General features: G+C 43.7%; 25 protein-coding genes. All 25 read right to left on the bottom strand.

The genetic code is table 11. The annotated features are described in order from the left end of the window. Positions 1 to 144: 144 nt before the first annotated feature. Positions 145 to 1,062 (bottom strand): RluA family pseudouridine synthase, encoded by a 918-nt coding sequence (locus tag CVN76_RS29025; RefSeq protein ID WP_100534053.1) that lies wholly within the window; start codon positions 1,060 to 1,062, stop codon positions 145 to 147. Next, the gene (gene lspA / locus CVN76_RS29020) at positions 1,055 to 1,525 is read right to left on the bottom strand and encodes a signal peptidase II (protein ID WP_061144558.1); all 471 of its coding nucleotides are present in this window, start codon (positions 1,523 to 1,525) and stop codon (positions 1,055 to 1,057) included. Before lspA ends, CVN76_RS29025 begins: the two co-directional genes overlap by 8 nt. A 572-nt stretch (positions 1,526 to 2,097) precedes the next feature. Next, entirely contained in the window at positions 2,098 to 4,866 is a 2,769-nt protein-coding gene (ileS, locus tag CVN76_RS29015; protein WP_100534052.1) for an isoleucine--tRNA ligase, read from the bottom strand. Positions 4,867 to 5,255: 389 nt separating this feature from the next. After that, complete coding sequence (locus CVN76_RS29010) at positions 5,256 to 5,771, bottom strand: DivIVA domain-containing protein (protein WP_061144556.1); 516 nt, start codon at positions 5,769 to 5,771, stop codon at positions 5,256 to 5,258. Between the two features lie 85 nt (positions 5,772 to 5,856). Next, positions 5,857 to 6,630 (bottom strand): YlmH family RNA-binding protein, encoded by a 774-nt coding sequence (locus CVN76_RS29005; protein ID WP_100534051.1) that lies wholly within the window; start codon positions 6,628 to 6,630, stop codon positions 5,857 to 5,859. Positions 6,631 to 6,752: 122 nt separating this feature from the next. After that, entirely contained in the window at positions 6,753 to 7,019 is a 267-nt protein-coding gene (locus tag CVN76_RS29000; RefSeq protein WP_061144554.1) for a YggT family protein, read from the bottom strand. 6 nt (positions 7,020 to 7,025) lie between these two features. After that, positions 7,026 to 7,487 carry a cell division protein SepF gene (locus CVN76_RS28995; RefSeq protein WP_100534050.1) on the bottom strand — a complete coding sequence of 154 codons (462 nt, stop codon included), beginning with the start codon at positions 7,485 to 7,487 and terminating at the stop codon, positions 7,026 to 7,028. Positions 7,488 to 7,508: 21 nt separating this feature from the next. Then, positions 7,509 to 8,180 carry a YggS family pyridoxal phosphate-dependent enzyme gene (locus tag CVN76_RS28990; RefSeq protein WP_100534049.1) on the bottom strand — a complete coding sequence of 224 codons (672 nt, stop codon included), beginning with the start codon at positions 8,178 to 8,180 and terminating at the stop codon, positions 7,509 to 7,511. A 2-nt stretch (positions 8,181 to 8,182) separates the two neighbouring features. Further along, a complete protein-coding gene (gene pgeF, locus CVN76_RS28985) occupies positions 8,183 to 9,010 on the bottom strand; it encodes a peptidoglycan editing factor PgeF (RefSeq protein ID WP_100534048.1) in 828 nt (275 codons plus the stop codon). Positions 9,011 to 9,066: 56 nt separating this feature from the next. Next, the gene (locus tag CVN76_RS28980; protein ID WP_100534047.1) at positions 9,067 to 9,336 is read right to left on the bottom strand and encodes a YlmC/YmxH family sporulation protein; all 270 of its coding nucleotides are present in this window, start codon (positions 9,334 to 9,336) and stop codon (positions 9,067 to 9,069) included. A 225-nt stretch (positions 9,337 to 9,561) separates the two neighbouring features. Further along, the gene (gene sigG, locus CVN76_RS28975) at positions 9,562 to 10,341 is read right to left on the bottom strand and encodes an RNA polymerase sporulation sigma factor SigG (protein ID WP_100534046.1); all 780 of its coding nucleotides are present in this window, start codon (positions 10,339 to 10,341) and stop codon (positions 9,562 to 9,564) included. Between the two features lie 149 nt (positions 10,342 to 10,490). Continuing rightward, on the bottom strand, positions 10,491 to 11,210 hold the full coding sequence (sigE, locus tag CVN76_RS28970; RefSeq protein WP_100534045.1) for an RNA polymerase sporulation sigma factor SigE: 720 nt from the start codon (positions 11,208 to 11,210) through the stop codon (positions 10,491 to 10,493). Positions 11,211 to 11,268: 58 nt separating this feature from the next. Further along, positions 11,269 to 12,195, bottom strand: a complete 927-nt coding sequence (gene spoIIGA / locus CVN76_RS28965) for a sigma-E processing peptidase SpoIIGA (protein ID WP_100534044.1) — start codon at positions 12,193 to 12,195, stop codon at positions 11,269 to 11,271. Positions 12,196 to 12,624: 429 nt separating this feature from the next. Then, the gene (ftsZ, locus tag CVN76_RS28960) at positions 12,625 to 13,782 is read right to left on the bottom strand and encodes a cell division protein FtsZ (RefSeq protein WP_061143449.1); all 1,158 of its coding nucleotides are present in this window, start codon (positions 13,780 to 13,782) and stop codon (positions 12,625 to 12,627) included. 44 nt (positions 13,783 to 13,826) lie between these two features. After that, the gene (ftsA, locus tag CVN76_RS28955; protein WP_100534043.1) at positions 13,827 to 15,128 is read right to left on the bottom strand and encodes a cell division protein FtsA; all 1,302 of its coding nucleotides are present in this window, start codon (positions 15,126 to 15,128) and stop codon (positions 13,827 to 13,829) included. Between the two features lie 245 nt (positions 15,129 to 15,373). After that, on the bottom strand, positions 15,374 to 15,739 hold the full coding sequence (locus tag CVN76_RS28950) for a small basic family protein (protein WP_100534042.1): 366 nt from the start codon (positions 15,737 to 15,739) through the stop codon (positions 15,374 to 15,376). After that, entirely contained in the window at positions 15,739 to 16,449 is a 711-nt protein-coding gene (locus tag CVN76_RS28945; RefSeq protein WP_100534041.1) for a DUF881 domain-containing protein, read from the bottom strand. Before CVN76_RS28945 ends, CVN76_RS28950 begins: the two co-directional genes overlap by 1 nt. A gap of 21 nt (positions 16,450 to 16,470) precedes the next feature. After that, positions 16,471 to 17,184, bottom strand: a complete 714-nt coding sequence (locus CVN76_RS28940; RefSeq protein WP_232732502.1) for a DUF881 domain-containing protein — start codon at positions 17,182 to 17,184, stop codon at positions 16,471 to 16,473. Next, on the bottom strand, positions 17,171 to 17,953 hold the full coding sequence (locus CVN76_RS28935) for a cell division protein FtsQ/DivIB (protein ID WP_100534039.1): 783 nt from the start codon (positions 17,951 to 17,953) through the stop codon (positions 17,171 to 17,173). The genes CVN76_RS28940 and CVN76_RS28935 overlap by 14 nt, the downstream gene beginning before the upstream one ends. 131 nt (positions 17,954 to 18,084) lie before the next feature. Beyond that, the gene (murB, locus tag CVN76_RS28930; RefSeq protein ID WP_100534038.1) at positions 18,085 to 18,993 is read right to left on the bottom strand and encodes a UDP-N-acetylmuramate dehydrogenase; all 909 of its coding nucleotides are present in this window, start codon (positions 18,991 to 18,993) and stop codon (positions 18,085 to 18,087) included. Positions 18,994 to 19,342: 349 nt separating this feature from the next. Continuing rightward, positions 19,343 to 20,449, bottom strand: coding sequence for a stage V sporulation protein E (gene spoVE / locus CVN76_RS28925; RefSeq protein ID WP_061143463.1), 1,107 nt, complete (start codon positions 20,447 to 20,449; stop codon positions 19,343 to 19,345). Between the two features lie 143 nt (positions 20,450 to 20,592). After that, on the bottom strand, positions 20,593 to 21,945 hold the full coding sequence (gene murD / locus CVN76_RS28920; RefSeq protein ID WP_100534036.1) for a UDP-N-acetylmuramoyl-L-alanine--D-glutamate ligase: 1,353 nt from the start codon (positions 21,943 to 21,945) through the stop codon (positions 20,593 to 20,595). Further along, on the bottom strand, positions 21,946 to 22,923 hold the full coding sequence (mraY, locus tag CVN76_RS28915; protein ID WP_061143457.1) for a phospho-N-acetylmuramoyl-pentapeptide-transferase: 978 nt from the start codon (positions 22,921 to 22,923) through the stop codon (positions 21,946 to 21,948). 89 nt (positions 22,924 to 23,012) lie between these two features. After that, positions 23,013 to 24,485 (bottom strand): UDP-N-acetylmuramoyl-L-alanyl-D-glutamate--2,6-diaminopimelate ligase, encoded by a 1,473-nt coding sequence (locus CVN76_RS28910; RefSeq protein ID WP_100534035.1) that lies wholly within the window; start codon positions 24,483 to 24,485, stop codon positions 23,013 to 23,015. Positions 24,486 to 24,643: 158 nt separating this feature from the next. Further along, the gene (locus CVN76_RS28905) at positions 24,644 to 26,566 is read right to left on the bottom strand and encodes a stage V sporulation protein D (protein ID WP_100534034.1); all 1,923 of its coding nucleotides are present in this window, start codon (positions 26,564 to 26,566) and stop codon (positions 24,644 to 24,646) included. Positions 26,567 to 26,577 lie beyond the last annotated feature (11 nt).

Raw genomic sequence — 26,577 nt, 5'->3', positions numbered from 1 at the left:
CTCATGCCAAGAAGGCATGAGGATTTTTAACGACGTGGGCATGGGTATCCCGACTTCGCGTATCCGTTTCCTTCTCAGTCTCTCTGAACTGTGTTAAAGGTTCTTGTTAAGTTGTTATCATGATATATCATAAAAACGAATTTGTCAATCCTTACTTCTACGCAATTGATTAATTAGCTGTTCAAACTCTTCGGGTATCGGAGCTTCGAATTCCATATACTCATTGGTACGGGGGTGGATGAATCCTAGAAGGCCTGCGTGCAACGCTTGTCCATCTAGCTTCAGGGTCTTCTTCGGTCCGTATTTAGGATCGCCTGCAAGCGGGAAGCCAATGTATTTCATGTGAACACGGATTTGATGCGTCCTTCCGGTTTCAAGTTGGCATTCCACCAAAGTGAAAGCATTGAAACGTTCGATGACACGGAAATGTGTTACAGCATTTTTGGAATTCGAGTCCGTCACGGTCATGCTTTGACGATCTTTTTTATCCCTGCCGATCGGTGCATCGATCGTTCCGAAATCATGTGGGATCACACCATGGACTACTGCTTGATATTTACGGGTAACCGTCTTGTCAACAAGCTGCTGGACAAGTTTTTCGTGTGCCATGTCGTTTTTGGCAACCATCAATAGACCAGATGTATCTTTGTCGATTCGATGGACGATGCCGGGACGCATCACGCCGTTAATTCCAGACAAATCTGTACAGTGGGCCATCAACCCATTTACCAGCGTGCCTGATACATGTCCAGGTGCTGGGTGGACGACCATTCCGCTCGGTTTGTTGACCACGAGGACATCCGCATCTTCATAATAAATATCCAAATCCATCTCTTCTGCCGCTGCATCCAATTCCTCAAGCTCGGGAATCGTCACCTCGATCGTATCGCCTGGAATCGATTTATAATTCGTTTTTATGGCCAAGCCATTGACTAATACATGATCATCTTTAATCCATTGCTGAACTTGTGTACGCGACCATTCCTCGTTCAAAGTCGAAAGTGCCTTATCTATCCTGACACCTTTTAGTGTTTCATCGATGCTGTATAACCTTTTATCCATTATTTTTCTCCTTAGCGTTTTTTTCTTCTAATAACATATGAATCACGAGCAGTCCGACTCCAATTGAAAGCGAAGCATCGGCAACATTAAATACCGGAAAACTGTAGCTAAAAATATAGGTATGAACGAAATCCACTACTTCCTGGCGAGCGATGCGATCGATGAAGTTACCGATTGCCCCGCCTAGCATGAGGCCAAGGGCCACTCCAAGCAAACGGCTTTGCTTTGCCATTTTCTGAATATAATAGACAAGTCCAATAATGACAGCGATGGTGATGATGTAGAAAAACCACATTTGTCCTTGTAGAATTCCCCATGCTGCCCCACGATTACGATGCGAGGTAATATATAGAAGGTTTTCAATAATTTCAATGCTTTCTCCGTACTCCATTTTTTTCACAATCATCCATTTTGTCAGCTGATCGAGAGCAATGACCAAAAGGGCAATTAAATAATAAAACACATTTTTTCCCCCAAACTAATCAAATCTTCACTTTTGAATTGTAGCATAAACTAGAAATAATGACTAATCCGAAAAGTATAAAACCATGGCAATATTCCTTTATGCGATATACCTTTTTTGGACCCTCCAGATAGAGAACGGCAAAATTGTAGACAAAGTCGATAATAATGGAGTTTGTTTACAGTTTTAAGGTTTATACTTGGACCGTTCCAAGCCACTGCAGGCGCTCCCTTCCACTCTGCGTTTAAACGTAGATAGAGTTCTATTTGCCTGCATTTTTGTGGTACTGTACTATAAACGTTCCTTTCCACTATAACCTCAACGCATTCCTGGGTGAATAGCAACAAAGTATGCGAAAACAGCCTTAAAAAATGAGAATATACCGGCTTTACCTTATACACGTTCTCGATCAAAAGAAGGGTTCTTTCGCACACATGACTATCTAAAATGGGATTACCTGCTTCAAAACCTGTCTAACATTAAAAAGGCTTCGAAATGTAATCATTTCGAAGCCTTTTTGTATACATGCTGACCGGACCCTTCATAGGGGGTCCCGCCGCATGCCTTCTGGATCATTGATTCACATAATGCTCTTTCACTACAGTTGCACAACGCGGGCATAGTGTCGGATGTTCCTCCACTTGACCCACTTGTTTGGAAACATTCCAGCAACGCTCACATGTTTCACCTTCGGCTTTTGTCACCGCGATTGCAATATCCTCGAGTTTAACCGCTTCTGATGGTGCACTTGACACATCTCCAGCAAGTTCAAATTCGGATACGATGAATAACTGTTCAAAGCTCTCCTTGATGCTATCAAGCAGATTTTTCGTTTCTTCATTCACGTAAACCTTCACTTTTGCGTTCAGTGATTTACCGATGATTTTCTGATTGCGAGCTTCTTCTAATGCTTTCAGTACGTTATCACGCACGTTCATGAAAGCCGTCCATTTTTCTTCGATGGCTTGTGCATCATCAACGTGAATTTCTTCAGGCATCCATGTCAATTGGACACTTTCTTCCGTTACACCGGGAATGAACGCCCATACTTCATCAGCCGTATGCGAAAGGATTGGCGATACCAATTTCGTCAAGCTTACCAATGATTCGTATAGCACTGTTTGAATGGCCATACGCTCTTTACCATTTGGTGCTTCACAATATAAAATGTCTTTCGCATAATCAAGATAAAACGAACTCAAATCCTGTGTACAGAAGTTATTGACCATATTATAAATGGTCGCAAACTCATAATTTTCATAACTCAATTTGGACTGAGTGATCAGCTTATTCAATTTGACTAGCATGTAACGGTCCACTTCAGGCAGTTCATCGATTGCCACTTTATCGGTTTCCGGATTGAATCCATCCAAATTCCCCAGCAGGAAGCGGAATGTATTGCGGATTTTACGATACACTTCCGAGACTTGTTTAAGGATAGGATCTGAAACTCTGACATCTGATTGGTAATCGACAGAAGCGACCCAAAGGCGTAATATATCTGCACCAAGCTGGTTCATGACCTTGGATGGCAGGACAACGTTCCCAATCGATTTACTCATTTTGCGGCCTTCTCCATCCAAAGCGAATCCGTGGCTCAGCACGCCTTTATAGGGTGCTTTTCCTGTTACGGCAACACTTGTTGAAAGTGAAGAGTTAAACCAGCCGCGATATTGATCCGAACCTTCTAAATAAAGATCGGCAGGACGCTGTAAGTCTTCTCTTTCTTCAAGAACAGCTTGATGAGATGAGCCGGAATCGAACCATACGTCCATGATATCCGTTTCTTTCGTGAAGATGCCGTTTGGGCTGCCTTCATGAGTGAAGCCTTCCGGAAGTAACTCTTTCGCTTCCCGTTCGAACCAGATGTTTGAACCATGTTCACGGAAAAGGTTTGAAATATGAGTGATCGTTTCATCGGTAATGATCGGCTCGCCATTTTCTGCATAAAGGACAGGAATCGGTACACCCCATGCACGTTGACGGGAGATACACCAATCTCCGCGGTCACGGACCATATTGAATAGCCGCGTTTCCCCCCAGGCTGGAACCCATTTCGTTTCTTCGATGGCCTCCAGAAGTTCACTGCGGAAGTCTTTGATTGATGCGAACCATTGTGCAGTTGCCCGGAAAATCGTCGGTTTCTTCGTCCGCCAGTCATGTGGATAAGAGTGATTGATGAACGTCAAGTTTAATAACGCGCCAGCTTCGGTTAATTTTTCTGTAATCGGTTTATTTGCTTGATCATAGAATAATCCAGCGAATTCACCGGCCTCTTCTGTCATGACCCCTTTCTCATCCACGGGGCAAAGGACATCCAAGCCGTATTTTTGTCCGATGATAAAGTCATCTTCACCATGTCCTGGAGCGGTATGGACACAGCCCGTGCCAGCTTCCGTCGTAACATGTTCACCCAGCATCACTAAAGATTCGCGATCATAAAGAGGATGTTTGGCAACTGCCCGGTCCAATTCGTTCCCTTTTACCGTTTTCACAACGGTTGGGTTATCCCAGCCTAGCGTTTCGGTCACGGACTCAAGAAGAGCTTCAGCAATTAAGAACTTTTCATTTTCGACTGCCACTACGACGTAATTTAATTGCGGATGCAACGAGATGCCAAGGTTAGCAGGAATCGTCCAAGGAGTTGTCGTCCAAATGATGATTTTAACTCCTTCTTCGATTACTCCTTTGCCATCCGTAACTTCAAAAGCAACATAGATTGACGCAGAACGTTTATCTTGGTATTCAATTTCAGCTTCCGCAAGTGCTGATTCACTGGAAGGTGACCAGTAAACAGGTTTTTTCCCTTTATAAATATAGCCTTTTTTCGCCATATCCCCGAAGACCTTGATTTGCTGGGCTTCATATTCAGGCTTTAATGTGATGTAAGGGTTATCCCAATCCCCGCGAACCCCAATTCTCTTAAACTGCTCACGTTGATTGTCGATCTGGACATAAGCATACTCTTCACAAAGCTTCCTGAATTCGGCTACACTCATTTCTTTCCGCTTTACACCTTTTTTAGTCAAGGCCGTTTCGATCGGAAGGCCGTGCGTATCCCAACCCGGAACATACGGTGCTTGAAAACCGCTCATTGATTTAAAGCGGACAATGAAATCTTTTAAAACCTTGTTCATCGCGTGACCCATATGGATATCACCGTTAGCGTATGGCGGTCCGTCATGTAAAATGAATAAAGGGCGTCCTGCCGTTTGTTCCTGCACCTTTTTATAAATATTCATTTCTTTCCATTTCTCTTGAATCTCCGGCTCTCGTTTTGGTAAATTTCCACGCATTGGAAATTCCGTTTTTGGCATCAATAAGGTATCTTTGTATTCCATCGTTACATCCTCCATCCGTCTTTACACAATTTCATTGGAACCCAAAACTCCTCCAGGCAAAATAAAAAGCCTTCTCATCCCTAAAAAAGGGACGAGAAAGCTTTGCTTCCCGCGGTACCACCCTGGCTAGAAAGATTCACAAAGTGAATCCAACCTCTCGAGCATTCGTAACGTGAATGAAACGCTTCGTTTACTTGCTGCAAAAGCAGGTTCAACTCAGAACTCGAGGGTGATCTTCAATATCTTCGCTTATTCCAGGCTCTCACCATCCCCGGTCGCTATTAATAAGCATGTGAAGAATTTACTTTCCCTGTCATCGTCTAAAGTAATCATGAATTGTATTGTTAAAAAATTATATGCGAAAAAAGTGTTGAAAGTCAAGGAATCGTTTAAATTTCCTCTTCCACTCTCTCATTTAATTCTATTTCAGTAGCATCCACTTCGTAATCAAGAAGGTGGTCCCAATCATCATTGTCCAGCAAATCCAACTGTGCACCGACAAGCATTTTGAAACGGGTCCGGAATACTTTGGATTGTTTTTTCAAGTCTTCGATGTCCATCGCGATTTTCCTTGCTTTCACAAGTGACTCATTGACGATCCGATCGGCATTTTTCTCTGCTTCCTTAATGATCAGCTTCGCTTCTTTTTGGGCGTTGCGCCTCAATTCCTCAGCTGCTTCTTGTGCGACAATAATCGACTTATTAAGTGTACCCTCGATTGTCGTAAAATGTCCCAAACGATCATAAGTCTCGTTCAGTTTATCTTCAAGTTCTTTTTTCTCCCTCAAAATCAGTTCATAATCTTTAATGACCTGGTCGAGAAACTCATTTACTTCATCTTCATCATACCCTCGAAATACTTTATTAAATTCCTTATTATGTATATCTATCGGGGTTAAGGGCATTACGGCACCTCCAGAACGGTTTCTACTCTAGTATATTAAAACTCTATATTCGACAATAAATGTACAAATCCTGCTTAATCTTGAATTATTTTTGCCTGCCTAACGAGATTCTCCACTTATCCTTCTTGGTTTTTCCATCTATCGACAGTATCTTGCACCTGCCAAACCCCCTGATGGATAACGTATCCCCCTCGCGGCATTCTTCAGAAACATTTTCCGTTTGCTTGAAATTGACCTTCACTTTACCTGACGTTACCAGGGCTTGCGTTTTTTGGCGGGAGATATTAAGGACGGCAGAAAGCAAACTATCCAGCCTTAGGGAACTGACAGTGGTGACTTGTTCTTCCCATTTATCTTGGACTTGGATGATATTCCCGATAGGAAGCCGTTTTATGGCAACGGAAGCTTTACCGATTTTCTCCAGGTTCCCAGTGAGGTATGCATCCATCTCCTCGGCCGCAATAAATTGGATATGCTCCTCCGTCACGATTATATCACCGAATTTTTCACGTTTTACCCCAAGTGACATCAAGGTTCCAAGTATTTGCCTATGTTCAAGCGTAACAAACTTTTTTGGATAGGAAATATCGTATAAGGAGATATTGAAATCCGATGGTTCAGGAGAGTAATAATCAGGGTAAATGAGCACACGTTTTCGCTCAACGAATTCGCTCCCGCCGTTGAATTGCAGTTTGGCATCCGGATCATTTCCCAATAAGGAAATAAGGATTTCCTGCTGTCGCGGATCCAGAAAATCAGATAATTTCGGAGCGTAAGAATCTTTCACCTGATCGATCCAATTCATTGCCTGGTCGATGAATTCCTTTTCCTCCGGCCTGAAATGCTGATAAATACTCATGATTGTATAATTGCTCCTTAATTATCAAGATAATGATTGATCTAAACATGCTTTCTTCCTTCGTTGCCACTACACAGCTGAGAATCTTCCGGCTGTGTAGTTTAGTTCTTTGCCGGTTGTTGTTAACCTACCAGCGTCTGAAGGTAATGAATGCCATAACCACTTGCGAAGTTAAGCACCAGAAGGGCCACAAGCGGTGAAAGATCGATCATGCCAAGTGGTGGTATGAACTTTCTGAAAGGCTCTAAATATGGTTCGCAAATCGTTTCCAGGAATTGACCGATGGATGTCTCCCTTGCATTTGGAAACCATGACATCAATATGTATACGATTAATGCCATTGAATAAATTTCAATTAAATAATATAAACCTTGAAGCACTAAACCCATTAATCATTACCACCTCGCTTCTTCATACTCCTCATCGACGGCAAAGCCGGTAATATTACCGGAAACATCGACGTTGTCAGGGGTACATAAGAATATATCTGTTCCGATTTTTTGGATATCCCCGCTGATTGCATAGACAGTCCCGCTAAGAAAATCAATGATCCGCTTTCCTTGATCATGCTGAATCCGTTGAAGGTTCACGACAACAGCCCGCCTATTCTTCAGATGGTCGGCTACCTCCTGGGCTTCTGCATAGGCACGAGGCTCCAATAATACTACTTTAGAAGATTTCTGGACGCTTTGCAAACTTACGATATTCTGATTGGCATTAGTCCCTGCAGAAACTGGCTGCTGTTTAGCTGACTTCACGGTTTTTCGTTCAGCCTCCTCTTCTTCCATCACTTCATCCTTGTACTCATACTCATCATCCAGTGCGAAATAAGATTTAAATTTTGATACGAACGACATCTATAGCGTACCTCCTTAAAATTATTCGCCTACAAGTGCTGTGCCAATCCTGATCATAGTAGCGCCTTCTTCGATGGCAATCATGAAATCATTGGACATCCCCATGGATAATTCCGTGCATGGTGCATGCGCAAGCGCAGCATTTTGGATTTCCACCTGCAGATTTTTCAGGTTCCGGAAGCACTGACGTAAAACTTGTACATCATCCGTCAAAGGAGCCATCGTCATCAATCCTGCAACCTTCACCTTATCAAAACCGGCTAACCCCTTTATGAAGCTCATTGCTGCCTCTGGATCCATGCCATGTTTGGATTCCTCGCCCGAAACATTCACCTGCACTAAACAATTTATCGGCTCTTTTGCCCGTTTTTGAATTTCTTCCGCTAAAGAAATTCGGTCCAGTGAATGGATATAGGTGATTTTATCAATGACATTCTTCACTTTTCGCGTCTGCAAGGAGCCAATATAATGCCAGTTCGGCTTGTCCTGCAGTACCTCGTACTTATTCAGGAGCCCTTCGTCACGGTTTTCACCTAAGTCGCTGATTCCCGCTTCCAAGGCTTCCTTCGCCCTCTCGACCGAAACATATTTTGTCACGGCGATCAACTTTATATCTTCACGGCGCCTGCCGCTATTTTCACATGCTATATTTATCTTTTCTTCGATGTTTTTTAAATTGTCCAATACTTTCACAATTACCCTAAATCCTCCTTCCAACCGATAAAACTCATTAACCTGCCTGTTTTCCCGTTATCACGGCGATGTGAAAAAAACAAATCTTGATCGCAGCTTGTGCAGTACGATGTAATCTCAATTTGACTGTTTGGAATTCCCGCTTTCTGAAGAACCAAAGAATTGAGTCGCTTAAGATCTAACTGATATTGTCCTTCACTGATTAAATTATATGGCTTTTCGTCATTATCTTCCAGCAAATTCTGCACTAAATCTATGACTTTGTCATCAACAACATAGCATTTCGAGCAAATGGACGGTCCTATTACAGCAAATATCTCCGCTTCCTTTATACCCTCTCTTAGCCATGCTTCAACCATTTTCCGGGCAATTCCGTTTACACTACCCTTCCAGCCAGCATGCGCCACCCCAATCATACCATGCGCCGGGGCAAGAAAGTATAGGGGCACGCAGTCTGCGTAGCACATTGTCAAAAGAACATTATGATCCTTCGCATAAAATCCGTCTGTGCCTTTAAAGGCTGAATGATAATCCGTTGCGCCTCTGCCGCCATCGAGGCTGTTCACTTGCAATATTTGCGTTTCATGCGTCTGTTCCGCCCCTACCCAGCCATCTAGGGAAAATGACAGCTTTTCTGCCAAGATCCTGCGATTTCCCTGGACATCTTCAAGGCGATCACCGACATGGAAACCGGTATTCAATGTTTGGAAATCCCCTGAACTGACTCCCCCATTTTTCGTGGTGAAGCCCGCTACGAGCTGGAGATTTTGCTGTCTCCAGCTGTCAATGAGCATATATTGATCATCTATTAAAACAAATGGCTCTTTCATGCTTTTAACCTCTTCATTTTTAGTCTAGTGTATCATAGATTTGTGCACTTCACCCCTTAAAACCGTTCATCTTTCAGTTCTGCCTGAAATACCGTCTGATGTTCAACAAGAATGACATCTGCGCCGATTTTTTTTATCTTGCGCCATGGAATCACAATATCCTGTTCCCTGCCGAAGAACCCCATTAACCTGGTGCCATTTGAAACGACGATTGCCTCAATTTGCCCTGTAGCCGTATTGATTTCAAGATCCGACATATTCCCAAGTTTCTTTCCATCTGCTATGTTGACGATATCCTTGATCTGAAATTCGGAAATTCTGGTCATCCCACTCAGCTCCTCACAATTTCATCATAGATGAAGGTCCTCTTCACATGTATATGACATGATTCACTCAAGGATGAAGAATACGATAAATAAACGTTTCGCCCTCCATCTCCTCCCTTATGCATTTTCGACAAAATAAAAAAGCCGCTACAGATAAGTGGCTTTGGGCGGGTAATGAACATTGCTGCACTACCCGCTTAAGCTACCTTTTCTCATGCTCAGCTTCTACTGTTGGATATTTTTATTCATTTGCTTTATTGCCGCCTTTTCCAACCGGGACACCTGCGCCTGTGAAATGCCGATTTCTTCGGCTACCTCCATTTGCGTCTTCCCTTGGAAAAACCGTTTCCGAAGGATCATTTTTTCCCGGTCATTCAACCGTCTCATGCCTTCGTTAATAGCTATTTCATCAATCCACGTACTGTCTTTATTTTTCTCATCACTCAGTTGGTCGAGTACATAAATCGGATCCCCGCCATCATTATAAATCGGTTCAAAAAGTGAAACTGGATCTTGTATCGCATCAAGTGCAAAAACGATTTCTTCATGAGGTACTTCCAACACCTTGGCGATTTCTTCAGCTGTCGGCTCACGAAGGGTCTGACTTATGAGCTTTTCTTTAACCTGCAAAGCTTTGTAAGCGATGTCTCTTAAAGAACGGGAAACCCGAATCGGATTATTGTCACGAAGATATCTTCTGATTTCTCCAATAATCATCGGTACAGCATATGTTGAAAACTTAACATTTTGACCTAAGTCAAAGTTGTCTATCGACTTCATTAACCCTATACAGCCTACCTGAAATAGATCATCCACATACTCTCCCCGATTGTTAAAGCGCTGAATGACGCTTAGAACGAGTCGAAGATTCCCGTTTACCAGTTTTTCTCTTGCTGAAATTTCGCCATCTTGCAGTTCTTTAAAGAGTTTTCTCATCTCTTCATTCTTTAAAACCGGTAATTTTGATGTATCCACACCGCAGATTTCAACCTTATTACGAGACAAAATTATTCCCTCCTCACAGGAGCGCTGTACAAAAAACAGTATTTCCGCGGGAGGGAAAAATATGCACTTGGCTAGAACAGAAAATCACCATAATTTTTAATATCGCTGCCAAAGTATTGATTTAATTGGCATTTAGGTGCTAAATTTTTTTACACCATTTTATTAAATTCCTTTCGAAGCCTCTTGATGATCCGTTTTTCCAAACGTGAAATGTATGATTGGGAAATTCCAAGCATATCGGCAACATCCTTTTGTGTTTTCTCTTCTCCGCCTGCCAGGCCAAACCTGAGTTCCATTATTTGTTTTTCGCGTTCAGATAGCTGCGTGAGTGCCTTCGTCAGCAGCTTGCGGTCCACATTCGCTTCAAGATCTTTCGTGATGATGTCATCGTCAGTGCCAAGGACATCTGATAGCAGAAGCTCATTTCCATCCCAATCGATATTCAATGGTTCATCAAAGGAAACTTCAGAACGGATTTTGTTATTCCTTCGTAAATACATCAAAATCTCATTCTCGATGCATCTCGAGGCATATGTAGCCAATTTTATTTTCTTCTCTGGATTGAATGTATTCACGGCCTTTATTAAACCGATGGTGCCTATGCTGATGAGGTCTTCGATATTGATGCCCGTATTTTCAAATTTCCTGGCGATATAGACGACCAACCTTAAATTACGTTCGATCAATATCGATCGTGCTGCTTCATCGCCATTCGGCAATTTATTGATCAGTATTGCCTCTTCTTCCTTCGAAAGGGGCGGCGGCAGCGCTTCACTTCCTCCAATGTAATATATTTCGTCCGTCTTCAATCCAAGCTTGAACAATAGTTTGTACCAAAAATAAGTGAGCCGAAGAATGAGTTTCTTCAAAATAATTCTCCCTTCTAATAAACGGATTATGGGTCAGATGTTAGAGTGAATCAATGGTTCAGGAGGCATTTTGCACCGGGATGCCGGTTAACATTTTCGGGTGAACGATAGATTGATAGCTGTTGTCGGGAGAGAGTTTCGAAAAGGTGAATGAAACGAGCCCTTGCTTAACGTGATATTCTTTTTCCCCTTGAACGATTTTGATGGAATCCGGCTTGATAGCGGTCAAAAGCTGATGTTCATGCCCCACCACCTTATAAGGGATGACCCGCATTCGTCCAGTCCATGAATACTCAGGTTGTTCTTCCTGCTTGATCAGATTATCAGGGTTTTTAAAGAGCTCTAGCATATCGTCAGGAATTCCCGATTCCCCTCCCGATAGAGAAATGATCATCACAGGGGAGCGTGAAATCGGATCATATAATTGATTCCCGGTATCCACCAGTCCGTGGAATGTCCCTTCGAAGTCAGATATCTTAACCGAAACCATAACCATTTGTTCATGTGTCAGCTTTGTCATTTCCATCCCTTCAAGTGTACGCTTGGAAAATTGCCAAGCAAGCGGGAATCCGATCATTACGAATATCCAGCTGACAGGGTCGCCAAAACGATTGATTCCTGCATATTGACCGGGGTCTTTGGCTACGATTTGAAATTCGAATAAATAATGAAGGCCCAGGAGGATTCCCCCAGATAAAAACGTCACAAAGTATAAAGTGGCCACCGATTTCATGAAAAGCTTTAACCTATTAAATCCAAAGGTGGCCAGCACCATGACCAGGGATACAAAAATCTTCATGTACACTCGGTCCGCCATTGCATAAAAAGGAGTGAATGCCATTACGATAATGAAGGAACCGATCAACCCGCCGATGCATATCCGCCAAAGAGCGACTCTTCGTTTGAGAATGATTGCGGTCCCATATAAAAGGAGGCAGTCAAATAACCAATTCAACAACCAGATCACATCTAAATATAAGGTCAAACACCCTCCCCTCCCTTTAGGAACTAACCTTCCACTAGCAAAAAGTATAGCGTACCTGGCCTTGGAAAGTGTGTCACTTTTTGTACCGAAAACTTAAGAGTTTTTCAGTCATTTTTACCCTTTTTGTAGAAAAACAGCTCTTGAAATTTTCCAATACTTTCCGAGAGACTATCCTGCCCCCTTTTACTTCTGTCGATTTATGTTTTAAAAGTTTAAGATTTTCGGGGAACCATCCCTTTTTCCTTTATATTAATGAAGGTCCCAGCCCGGAAACGGCCCCCTTGCAGAAATCATTTAAAACATCACCCAAAAACCAATCCAGGTTTCTGCAGAAGATATTTGCGATAGCCGCAAGAAGATGAAAACGGGGCGTAAAAAAAATCGAAAAAAAACCGTTCCCAGCGGGAACGGTTTTTTTAGCCGGTGATATTAACGGCGTCTATTGCGGTTACGGAGAAAAGTTGGAATATCCAGAGCCTCTTCGCCTTGGTTCGCATTGCGCGAAGGCTGCTCATTGACTTCTTCCCGCTTCACTTCACGCTTCACATTAGTCTGTGGCGCTTGCTGTGTCTGCGGCCTTGATTGCTGCTGCTGTCCGAGTGTTGGACGTCCAGTAGGGCGTATGGAAGCTTCCACTTCGTTAAACCCTGTTGCAATTACCGTCACGACGATTTCATCTTTAAGATTCTCGTTGATGACTGAACCAAAAATCATGTTTACGTCCTGATCGGAGGCAGTAGCGACGATATCGGCTGCTTCCTGAACTTCGAAGAGGCTTAAGTTCGTTCCGCCAGTGATGTTCATCAGTACGCCTTGGGCACCATCAATCGAAGTTTCGAGTAGCGGGCTGGAAATGGCTTTCTTCGCCGCTTCTGCCGCACGGTTTTCCCCTGAGGAAATCCCGATGCCCATAAGCGCCGAACCTTTGTTGGACATGATGGTCTTAACATCGGCAAAGTCCAGGTTAATAAGACCGGGAACCGCAATTAAATCTGAAATCCCTTGTACACCTTGACGAAGTACGTTGTCGGCCTCACGGAAAGCTTCAAGCATCGGTGTGCTTTTATCGACGATTTCAAGGAGACGGTCGTTTGGTATGACGATCAGCGTATCGACGGATTCCTTCATCGATGAAATGCCGCCTTGTGCTTGTGTTGCCCGTTTTCTGCCTTCAAAGGTAAATGGACGTGTGACTACACCAACGGTAAGCGCGCCTAAATCTTTAGCAATGCCGGCGATGACAGGAGCAGCTCCCGTTCCGGTTCCGCCACCCATTCCAGCGGTTACGAAAACCATATCGGCACCCTTAAGCGCTTCTTCAATCTGCTCTTTGCTTTCTTCAGCAGCCTTTTTCCCCACTTCAGGATTGGCTCCAGCACCCAATCCGCGTGTAAGCTTTCCGCCGATTTGCATTTTGATCTCAGCTTTTGATAGATTAAGAGCCTGTGCGTCAGTATTGACAGAAATGAATTCAACACCTTGTACGCCATGCTCGATCATTCTGTTTACCGCATTGTTTCCGCCGCCGCCAACACCTATTACTTTTATCGTTGCTAATTGTTCTAAATTAGAATCAAACTCCAACATGACAATCCTCCTATTTTGACGAAATTCCCGATTCTTAATGATTGTTATTCAAAAAAGTAACCTAGGATTTTTTTGAATTTAGATTCACCTTTTTCACCTTGTTTTTTAGCCGGTACGTTCTCTTTGTTTTTCTGAGAAACCTTTTGGCTGCGCTGGTCATTCTCTTCTTGCGTTTGACCGGCTGCTACAGGAGTTTTATGAGCGGTGTTTTTTTGCATTCTCTCTTTCTTGCATGCATGTTTAATCAGTCCGACTGCAGTCGTATATTGGGGTTCCCTGACACCGATGTAATTCGGTTCGGCCGTCCTTACACGGTTTTGGAACACATATTGAGCAAGCTCCAGGACTCCCGGCATTTTGACAACGCCACCGGTCAATACGAAACCTCCTGGAATATCCTGAAAACCAAGTCTCCTCAAATCATCTTGAATCAACTCGAAAATTTCGGTCAATCTCGCTTCAATGATATCCGAAAGCATTAATTGATTGCAGGGCTGTTGCTGGTCGCTGCCGATGATCGGTATTTGGAATACTTCATCTTCGGACGCGTCATCATAAAAGGCATGGCCATGCTTTACTTTTATTTTCTCAGCCTCCTCCATCGTTGTCCTAAGAACGATGGAAAGATCCTTCGTAAGTGTTTCCCCGCCTATAGGTATCACAGACGTATATTGTAAATAGCCTTGTTCGAATATTGCCAGCGTAGTGGAACCCCCGCCAATATCGACAAGCGCCACCCCAAGTTCTCTTTCATCCTTGGATAAAACAAGGGAACCTGCCGCCAATGGCTGCAGGGCGATATCGGTTATTTCTAACCCAGCCCTTTCCACACACCGCAGCGTATTATGTAAGATTGTCCGAAGACCTGTGATTAAGATCCCTCTCATTTCCAAGCGAACGCCGATCATGCCTCTTGGATCGCTGATCTCATCAAGTTCATCAACTTTGTAATGGATGGGCACCACGTCGATAATCTCCCTGTCGGATGGGATCGTAATTAACTCCGCTGCTTCCCTAACACGGAAAACGTCATGCTCCGTAATTTCTTTATTATCACTGGATACCGCTACTACCCCATGACAAGGTTGCAGCGTCACGTGATTTGCACTTATGCCGACGATTACGTTTTTTATCTCCATCCCTATCATACGTTCTGCTTGCTCGACAGCCTTTTGGATGGATTGGACGGTTTCATCAATACCGACGATCGAGCCCTTTTTGAGCCCTTCCGATTTAACATTTCCTACACCGATTATATTTAATGTGTCATTGACCATTTCCCCAATGATTACTTTTACACTGGATGTACCGATGTCAAGACTTACGTATATTTCATTGCTGTTCATTCTCCATGGCACCTCCTTCAGTTTTATACATGTTTTAGTAGAATAACATTTTTATATCGAAAGACCTATTCATTATAGAATAACTGAACTGATTTCACCAACTCGTGAATGTCATAATTAGCGGTACATTTCGTAGATTTCTCACTTTAAGCTGCACATTGTTCGCTTCTCGTCATAATGGAGAAATCTGCTAAACTGGATACTGCATAAACTATTCGTCATTTAAGATGTGATTCCCTTTAAAATTATAGATTTTTTTTCTGCTTTTTACGGGAATCGGACCATTTTTCAATCAGTATTCTTCTGATCATGGCGATATTTTGAAACAGTCTTACACCAAATACGAAGATAGCGGCTAAATATAAGTCTACACCAAGATGTACACCTAGAAAAGCCAAACCTGCGGCAAGAATTATATTAAAGAAGAATCCGGTTACGAATACAACTTCATCATAAAGACCTTGCAAATGGGCCCTGATGCCTCCAAATAAGGTATCAAAAGCCGCGAGCACGGCAATGGAAAGGTAATTTGAATATTCATGGGGAATATCCAAATCGACCAAAAAGCCGAGGGTGACCCCAATCAGGAGTCCAAAAACTGGAAGCCACATTACGAATCCCCCCCATTCATGATGGGCATCATGTGTTCCACTTTTACATCATTTTGGTAGGCAGGCAATGTCAATTCACGAGAAGGTGCCTTTATTTGCAATTCGAAGTTATCGATGAAAAAATCATCCATTAGTTCCGAGCCTTCAATACGTTGCTTTAATTTCTTTGGATCATCCGTCATTACCAGCAGTTCGACCGGGTAATCGGTTAACGGATATCCGTCCATTTTCGGCTGTCCATTTATATCACGAATGACCGATGTCGTTATGTACCTTTGACCAGCTATGGAAATGTCGTCCGCCCCATACCTATGCATTTCATTAAGGAGCCTGATTAATAATACCGGGGAAATATACTCAATCCGCTCGCCAAGTAGGATCCCTTCCTTAATCGGTTGAATGGACACGATTACACCTTTACCCTTTATTTCGGTCAAACCAGCTTCAGTCTTTAATTCAGTCAGGGTCTTTCGCAGCAATTCTTCCTTGCTTTCATTTCTCTCGGTTTCATAGGATGCTATTTTCCCTTCGAGCTTACTGATGCCATCTATCAATTCCACTTGTGCTTGCTGTTCTTTCAATAAATCATTTTTCAGCTCCCACATATCCCTTGTATCGGAAACGACAGGTTGATTCACCAAATTGAATTGGATGGCGAGCATGAAGCCCGCAATCAAAGTAAGCAAACTAAAAGAAAGCTTTTTTTTCATTTCCAGTCTCTCACCAATCTTTCATCGAATCCAGGAAACTGATCTCCCTCCAATAACGGGGTCAAACATGATATTCTTTTTCTTTTCCATAGTAAAGATGATATTTTCGTCAACCAACTGTTCCTTTATGCCTCCAGGAAGGTCGAGGGAAGCCCCCAGGACTTCCGGATCCCCGATTGCAGTAATGATGAATGGAGCCGGATGCTGGTGTCCATCGACTGTGATGACTGGTCCATTACAGATTATATAGGAATCATGGTTCAATCTCTGACCGTTGATCGCAACAGCCTCTGCACCTGATATGTATAATTCATTTACAACCTTGAAGACATGCTGTTCATGAACCAAGTAGTTATTGACATTGGCTTCCGGATCCACATTCCCACCATCGTCAAGGGTTACCTGAAGGCCTGAACCTTTCACCTTCACTTTCCCGAGAAACATCCGGTATTTCTCCGTATCTTTGGCCAAATTGAAAAACTGCTGCTTTTCCTGGGCCAGATCTTTTTCTATCCTGGATACGGTTTCCTGCTTTTGAAGCAGTTCCTTCTGAAATTCCCGGTTCTTGGTCTCTTGTTCAATCAGTTGCTGCCTAAGCTCATATTCTTGATTCCATGCCTTGTCCTCACTTACTCCCCGATTATCCTTAGCCAGATTGTAAGAGAAGGCAACCATAAATCCGAGCACCAGGCAAACGAGGGATAGCACCACCCGTTTGCCATCAATTTTGCTCATTCGTGTCTTCCTTTTGTTCCGCATTTTTATACGCTTTAAAATAAGAACCCACTTCCAGATCGATGACTCCCTTTACCTTTGGATCCAACTGACTGACGATTGATGGGTAGTGGATCATTTTCTCGAATAACGTCCGGCTTGTCGCGTTCACTTCGAACCCATCGTTCATGAACATGACAATATGGTAGGCGTCGGTTTTGGTTGGAGCATAATGGATTTCCGAAATGGCATTTTGAATTTCGACAGGAAGCTTATCCAGCTCTTCTAAGAGCAACTTTAATGCTTTACCCTCTTTGAAACCGATTAAAACCGGGGCATATAATGGCATTTCCCCTGTCACTAACTCCTCCAGGACGGTCCCGTTCTCTAAAATAGGGGCATATTTCCCATTATTGGACAGGTATGCCATCTTGTTATGCTCGGATACTGTAATTTTAATCGAATTAGGAAATACGGGTGTTACCTTGGCACTTTTTATTTCCTGGTTTTTTTTAATATTGGCTGCCGCTTTCCCTGTATCGACCTTCCAAATGCTTCGATCTTTCTTCACCTTGCTCAATTCAATGATTTGCTTGGAAGTGATATATCGATTCCCTTCCACCTGAACGGTTTTCACATAGCTTAGCGGGGATAAGAAATATAGTACGCATGCAACCAGAATGAAGAAAAGGGAAAGCAACAGAACCAGCCGTTTGTTTGCTTTGCTTTTTCTTAATTGTTTTAATTTCGGGATGCGGTCCTCAATGGAAACGATTTTCCCCTTTTCCATCCCTTTCACCTCTTCCTGAAAAAATGGATGGTTTTTATACAATACGAAATCACGGCACACTCTAAGTCCGTTTCTATGAAACTTTAAAAGGTAACACATTATAACACAAAATTTGGATATATTACATCCTATTATTTACGGCCGATAATTTCGACTTCTGTTTCCATTTCAACTTCAAATTTATCATATACAGTATCTTTCACATGCTGTATCAAGGCCTGAACATCCGCTGCACTCCCATTACCCGTGTTGACGATAAAGTTACCGTGCATTGGGGAAATTTGCGCTCCGCCAATCGAGTGTCCCTTCAGACCGGCATTTTCCACTAATTTACCGGCATGATGCGGTAGTGGATTCCGGAATATGCTGCCTGCACATGGCAGGTTATACGGCTGCGTATCCTTCCGGTAATTTTTGTTATCCTGCATTCTTGCAACGATTTCGGTTTTATCTCCCTCGGTCAATTGGAACACGGCTTCCAACACGATACCAGGTCTTTTCTTTTGAAGTACGGAAGTTCTATAAGAAAACTCCATTTCCTCCTTCGAAAGCCAAGCTAAAGAACCATCCTCAAACAGAACATGCGCTTCCTTGAGAATCTCACTCATATCGGAACCGTGTGCACCGGCATTCATATAGACAGCTCCGCCGACGGAACCAGGTATTCCACTGGCAAATTCCAATCCTGCATAACCTTTTTTACTGATCTGAACAGACAAGCTGACAAGTGAAACACCAGCTCCAGCTTTGATTTCCGTTCCATTCATCTCGATATGATCAAGGCCTCTGCCCAATTTAAGCACGGCACCCTCAATTCCCCCATCACTTACAAGAAGGTTGGAGCCCCTGCCAATAGCCCGCCACGGTATGGCATGCTCTTTGATGATCTGCATCGTTTTTTCTATATTTTCAACGGAAGATGGCACGATGAATAAATCAGCGGGCCCTCCTATTTTCATAGTTGTATGATTCGCAAGCGGTTCTTGTTCAAGAACCTTGCCGATTTTCATTTCAGTTAATTGCTTTATCACTTTATCCATGATAAACCTCCTTGTTGTTCCCATAATTCCAAATCATGATTTTCATTTCCTCTTTCATGAGGTCACTGTTTTTTTCCGAGAATGATGACATCTTGCAAGTAAAAGCATATAAAATGAACAGAAGCAAGCGCCTATGCGGCCTAACCCTCTTATACTATAGTCTAAACAAAGCTGTATTGCCAATATTTATTGTGGATTCGCAAACATTCATACATGGTAATATTTTATTGGCATTTCATTTATTTCTAATTTAAGCCAAGGTTCTTTCACCCTTCATTTCCTGCAAAGGCTTTCAACCTAAAAAGGGAAGCCCCGCGTGTGACAGGACCTCCCTTTTTTTGAAATTCTCTTAAAACCTTGAGTAGCGGCTAATGTTCAATAGTACCCCAATCGCCATCAACATGAGTGTAAGCGATGAACCACCGTAGCTTAACAGAGGAAGGGTGATGCCGGTAACTGGCATCAAACCCGTCACGACCCCGATATTGATCATCACCTGGATGGCGACCATGGCAATGATCCCCACCGCTACAAGGCTGCCGTATAAATCAGGTGCCCCAAGCGCTATCCTAATCCCTCTCCAAAGCATAAGCGCAAATAACAGAATGACTAGAGAGCCGCCGATGAATCCCAGTTCCTCGGAAAGGATCGCAAAAATGAAATCGGTCTGCGGCTCTGGTAAATAGAAAAATTTCTGCCGGCTTTGCCCGAGGCCAAGGCCGAACAATCCACCCGGACCGATCGCATAAAAGGACTGGATCATTTGAAAGCCGCTTCCCAAAGGATCTTCCCACGGATCCAAGAAAGATGTGATCCTTTTTATCCTGTAGGGCGCCGACAAAATCAAACCGATGAAGCCGGCTACGCCGATCAGCCCCAAGCCAACAAAGTGGCTGATTTTTGCTCCGGAAATGAAAATCATGACGATGCATGTTCCCACCATGACCGTTCCCGTTCCAAGGTCGGGCTGTAACATGATCAACCCAAAAGCCAAAAACACTAACCCTAAGGATGGAAGCATCCCTTTTTTAAAGGAGGTGATGAGCTTTTGCCGTTCGGATAAAAACTTGGCTAAAAAAGCGATCATCGCCAACTTCATGAACTCGGAGGGTTGGACTGAAAATGCCCCTACGCCAATCCAGCTTCGCGAACCATTTCTTGCCATCCCTATTCCAGGCACCAATACTGCAAGCAGCATGATGAAACAAATGATGATCAGGATCTTGGCCCATGTCCTCCATGTCCAGTAATCCACATTCATGATGAAAAACATGGCGATGACCCCGACGCAGGCGAACAGCAACTGTCGTTTTGCAAAATAAAAGGAATCATCAAATTTATATGTTGCCCAAATGGCACTTGCGCTGTAAACCATGATTAAACCAACGGTCAGAAGAGTTAAGGTGACGATAATGAGAATGAGATCAGGATTCGATTTTTTTAATGGCACGGACATCCACCTCGAGGAAGTTTTTCGAGCCTGTACGAATATAAAAATCAATGCTGCACTATAGCCAAAAAAAAAGCGATAACGGCTCATTATCGCTTTTTTCCAAGGTGTCAACGTAGAAGCAGATTCACTTCTTTCTGCGAAAGCTGTTACTTCAGTTTATGCACAGCCTCCATAAACATGTCTCCTCTTTGCTCAAAAGTTTTATATTGATCCCAGCTTGCACAAGCCGGGGAGAGAAGAATACAGTCGCCTTCATTAGATAATTCAAATGCAGCCGGTACGGCCTTTTCTACATTATCGACACGTTTTATATTCGTTATTCCTATTTCTTTGGCTATCCGCTCAATTTTTTCTGCCGTTTCACCAAACGTTATCACGGCCTTGACATTTTTCATGGCCGGTTTTAACTCATCGAATTCATTGCCGCGGTCCAATCCGCCCGCCAAAAGGATGACAGGTTCAGAAAAGGATGTCAACGCTTTGGATGCTGCTAGGATGTTCGTCGCCTTCGAATCATTATAGAATTTACGGTTTTCGATCATAGCTACGAACTGCAGACGATGCTCCACGCCATAAAATGTTTTCAGAACTGTTTGGATCGCTTCGTTTGCAACACCCTTCAATTTGGCCGCTGAAATGGCTGCGAGCACATTTTCCAAATTGTGTTTCCCAGGAAGGGCTATGTCGGCAATGCCGATGATTTTTTCTTGGCGGAAGAAGACGGCTCCATCTTCTACATAGGCACCATTTTCGTTCTTCCCTTCGGTCGAAAAGGGAACGAGCTGAGCCTTGGTCTTTTTCGACATGGATACAACGGCATCCTGGTCTGCATTATAAATCAAGAAATCGGAGGCTAGCTGATTTTTCGCAATCGCCGCTTTTGCTTCCGCATATTCTTGTTTGGAGCTATGATAATCCAGGTGCGCATCATACAGATTCGTCAAGATGGAAATCTCAGGACGAAACTCCTCTATTCCCATTAGCTGGAAAGATGATAATTCAATGACGATCGAATCATCCGCTGTCGCCTTTTCGGCCACACCAGATGCGACTGTCCCGATATTCCCGGCGATGAGCGGTGACTTTTCACCGGCCTTCAACATTTCGAATATCAAAGTTGTCGTAGTCGTCTTCCCGTTCGTGCCCGTAATTCCTATGAAAGGAGCCTCACTGATTTGATAGGCAAGTTCAACTTCCGTAATAACCGGTATCCCTTTTTCCAACGCCCCTTTTACAATCGGATTTCGATAGGGTATCCCGGGATTTTTCACGATCAATTCGAAGCCTTCATCAAGCAGTTCAATCGGATGGCTGCCGCAGATGACCTTGATTCCCTGTTCCAGCAGTCCTTGAGCCTCAGGGTTTTCCGATAATGGCTTCATGTCATTCACCGTCACGAAAGCACCTAATTTATGTAGAAGCGATGCTGCCATCACTCCGCTCTTTGCCAAGCCCAATACCAATACTTTTTTTTCTGAATACCTTGCCGTCTCTTTCAATTATATCCACACCTCTAAATAGATTCCGAGTACCGCACACAGCAAGCCTACTGTCCAGAAAGTCACGACGACGCGCCATTCGGACCACCCAGATAGTTCATAATGGTGGTGGAGCGGACTCATTTTAAAAATACGTTTACCAGTCGTTTTAAAAGATCCTACTTGCAGGATGACAGAGAGTGTCTCAATGACAAAAACTCCGCCAATGATTACTAACAGTATTTCAAGCTTCGTCAGTAAGGCTATCGTTGCGATGGCTCCTCCCAGGGCCAAGGACCCTGTATCACCCATGAATACCTTAGCAGGGTGTGCATTGAATACCAAAAATCCAAGAACAGACCCTACGACTGCCACCGAAAATATAGAAATATCATATTGTGACTGACTCCATGCCAAAATCGCAAAAGCGCCAAAGGCAATGGCTGAAGTTCCTGAGACAAGTCCGTCAAGTCCATCCGTCAAATTGACGGCATTCGAAAAACCGACCAACCAGAAAATCACGATAAATAGATAAAACCAGCCAAAGTCGACGGAAAAGTCAGTGCCTGGGATCGACAATTCCGGATTGAAACGATCTGTCTGCTTGAAAACGAAATAAAAGATGACCGAAATCACGATTTGTCCAAGCAGTTTTTGCTTGGATGTCAAGCCTAGGTTCCGCTTCATGACCACCTTGATGAAATCATCCAGGAAACCCAGCAATCCAAACCCTAAAGTAACGAATAATAATAAATAGGTTTCGGTGGAAGGTACCGAAAATTTAAAAGTCATCACCAGCGTGGCGATGGTAACCGATAATAATATCACCAAACCGCCCATGGTAGGCGTTCCCGTTTTCTTCAAGTGCGATTGCGGGCCTTCTTCCCTGATGCTTTGCCCGAATTTCAGCCTTCTCAAAAACGGGATGAAAATAGGCGAAAGAAGTACAGTTACTAAAAACGCCACCAAAATCGTATAAAAAATTACTTGTTCCAACATTCCTTACTCCCTCATTCCTAACACAATTCAAATAAAAATTCTGCTTGTTGTCTTTTCCTGATTGTAAACAGGGCACATTCACCGACGGTTTAAACTGTACCGAAACGGCTTTGAATCGCCTTTTCCGCTTCTTCACGGTCATCAAAGTGCAGCACTTCGTCACCGACCAATTGATAGGTTTCATGACCTTTGCCCGCTATTAAAATAACGTCGCCCTCTTCAGCCTTGGAAACGGCATGGATTATTGCCTGCCTCCGGTCTTCAATTACCAAATATTCTTTACCTGCCACTCCGGCTTCCATATCCCGCAAAATCTGGGCCGCATCCTCACTGCGTGGATTATCGGAGGTGAAAATGGGATCTGTCGCCAAGTTGCATGCAATTTCAGCCATGATCGGGCGCTTCGTCTTGTCTCGGTCCCCGCCGCATCCGACTATCACAAAAATTTTCTTTTCAGCGAACTCAGCAACGGTCTTGAGGACATTCTCCAAGCTGTCAGGAGTGTGGGCATAGTCAACGATGACTGGAAAGGCTTGATTCGCCGTAACGAGTTCAAAACGGCCTGCCACTCCTTTTATCTCCTCGATCGATTTAATGGTGTCATCTATATCGTTGCCTGCGCATAAGGAAGCCGCGATGGCGGAGAGTACATTATATACGCTGAATTTACCAATGAGCTTCAGCTGAATGTAACGTTCTTCCTTACCCGCTGTCAAGATGAATGATGTGCCGTTGGCATCAATTTTTAAATCCTTCGCCCTGATATCGGCTTCATTGTCTATACCGTAAGTTACGACTGTGGCAGCCGTCGCTTTAATGAAATCCTCGGTTGCCTCATCATCAGCGTTAAGCACGGCATATTTAGGACGATTTTCTATGTAAGCATTTCCGAGCTGCGAGAAAAACAAGGATTTTGCCTGCTTGTATCTGTCCATCGTTTTATGGAAATCCAAATGGTCTTGTGTGAGATTCGTAAATACGGCAATATCATAGTCGCAGCCATGGACGCGTCCAAGTTCAAGTGCATGCGAAGATACTTCCATTATGGCCGTAGACACAGACGCTTCGGTCATTTCATGAAAAGCCTTTTGCAATGTAACGCTATCCGGCGTCGTATTCTTTGTTTCATAGACCTTATCGGCAATTTTTGTATACATCGTGCCGATCAATCCCGTTTTTTCATGCCGATCCTCGAAAATCTTTTCCAGCAGATGACTGGTTGTCGTCTTTCCGTTCGTGCCGGTGATTCCGATCAAACGCAGCTTTTGCGTCGGATGACCATAAAATGCATCGGCAAGGACCGCCATCGCCCTGCTTGAATCCCTGACGACGATTACGGGTACAGGCAAATCAAGCTCCCGTTCGGCAATGACTGCCGCAGCTCCATTTTCAACAGCGGATTGGGCAAAATCATGACCATCGACCGTATAACCTTTTATGCAAACAAATAAACTTCCGTCTTTGACTTTACGGTTATCATTTTCAATGGAGGTGATTTCAGGATTCTCTCCTTCATGGCTAAATAAGGAGTGTAAATAAGATAGTAATTTTTGAAGCTTCATTTTTCCATCCCTCTCAACTTAATTTGAGGATTCATTATATGTGATTAACCTTGGCTTGTCGAGAAACCATTTTTAATTATACGTGGTTATCGCGCCTCCGTAAACAAAGCGGCTGATGATTCTTCAGCCGCTTAAACTATTCATCTATTATATTATACTTAATCTTTATTTTCGCCAAGATAAATTCTTATTGTAGAGCCTTCTTTTACCTTAATGCCCGCATCAGGTGCTTGATTTATGACTTTATCCCCATTTCCGGCTATATCGAGCTTCAAATCCACTTGCTGGGTTTGCAGCTCTTTTCTGCTCATTCCGACCACGTCCGGCACCTCGACCATGACGGGATCCGTCCAGACCCTTTCCTTCTCAATCTGGTTTTTCCTAGGTTTGACGCCCATCGCCCTAAGAGAATCCTCCATGATATTGCCGACGATCGGAGCCGCAACGACACCGCCGAATTGCACCGTTCCTTTCGGATTATCGACCGCGATATAGACGACGATTTGCGGGTCATCTGCTGGAGCGACACCAATGAATGAGAGAATATAATTATTTTCAAGGTATCGGCCATTTTCCGCTTTTTGCGCCGTACCTGTCTTCCCGCCAACGCGATATGACTCGACGAATGCACCTTTACCGCTGCCTTGCGCTACTACTGATTCAAGAGCTTCACGCACCTTTTTCGAAGTCGCTTCCGAAATCACCTTTTTCTTGGCCTGCGGGGTCTTTCTCATAAGTACTTCACCCGTTTTTGGGTCAACCAATTCCTTTGCGATATATGGCGTGTATAAAGTCCCGCCATTCACGGCAGCCGATACCGCCGTCACCTGCTGAATGGGCGTTACGGCCACACCTTGTCCAAACGCGGTCGTTGCCTGCTCAACAGGGCCCACCCGATCCATATTGAACATGATCCCTTTTCCTTCTCCGGTTAAATCAATTCCCGTTTTTTGTCCAAACCCGAAATCATTGATATATTTAAATAACTTGTCTTTCCCGAGCCTGTTGCCCAACTCCACAAAACCTGGGTTGCATGAGTTCTCGACAACTTCAAGAAAGGTTTGATCGCCATGTCCTCCGCTTTTCCAGCAATGGAGCGTGGATCCAGCCACCTCAACATGCCCGGAGTCATAAAAATGTTCCCTCTGCAAATCCACCTTCCCTTCCTCCAGCGCTGCAGCAAGGGTAATGATCTTGAAAGTCGATCCCGGTTCATATATACTCCAAACCGGCAAATTACGGTTATACACTTCGGATGGTACATTTTGAAAATTGGAAGGATCGAAGGTCGGCCTGCTGGACATGGCTAAAATTTCGCCAGTATTGGGGTCCATGGCAATGGCGATAAGACCATCAGGGTCATAGGTTGCCTCCGCATTATCGAGCTCCCTCTCCACGATCGTCTGGATTTTGCTATCGATCGTCAGCTTCAAGTTATCTCCATCAACGGGAGGCTTATAGTCATCGGCCATGTTTTCCAGCCTCTTCCCTTTGGCATCCGAATAGAATTTAACAAACCCCTTTTTCCCGCTTAGCTCCTTATCATAGGACAATTCAATTCCCATCAGCCCCTGGTTATCCGATCCCGTGAAACCGAGTACATGTGAAAGATATTCACCGAATGGGTAATGGCGCTTTGAATCTTCAGCGATATACACGCCCTTTATCCCCAATGCTTTTATTTCTTTCGCCTTTTCATGGGATATTTTTCTGCCTTCGGGAATTCTGACGCTCATCGCTTGTTTCGTCAGCCATTGATAAGCCTTTTCCTTGGTCATATCCAATATGGAAGCAAGCTGTCCCGCCGTCTGATCGGGATCTTCAATCTGCCTTGGGATGACATAGACCGTAGGGGCGGAAATATTCGTTGCCAGCTCTACACCATTGCGATCCAAAATCTCTCCCCGCTTAGCTTCAAAAGGAATATTCCTGCTCCAGGAATCTTTAGCGAGCCCCGTCAACTTATCACCTAGATAGAATTGTACAATTCCCAAGCGGATATCAATGATAAAAAAAACTATGATACCCACTGCCAATGCGATTGCCAGCCGTTTTCGGACAGTAACATTCGAAACACGCAAAAACAGGCACC

The organism is Bacillus sp. mrc49 (genome assembly GCF_002803435.1).
Note: the sequence above shows the minus strand (reverse complement) of the source record. Positions and strands in the feature narration are given on the sequence as shown.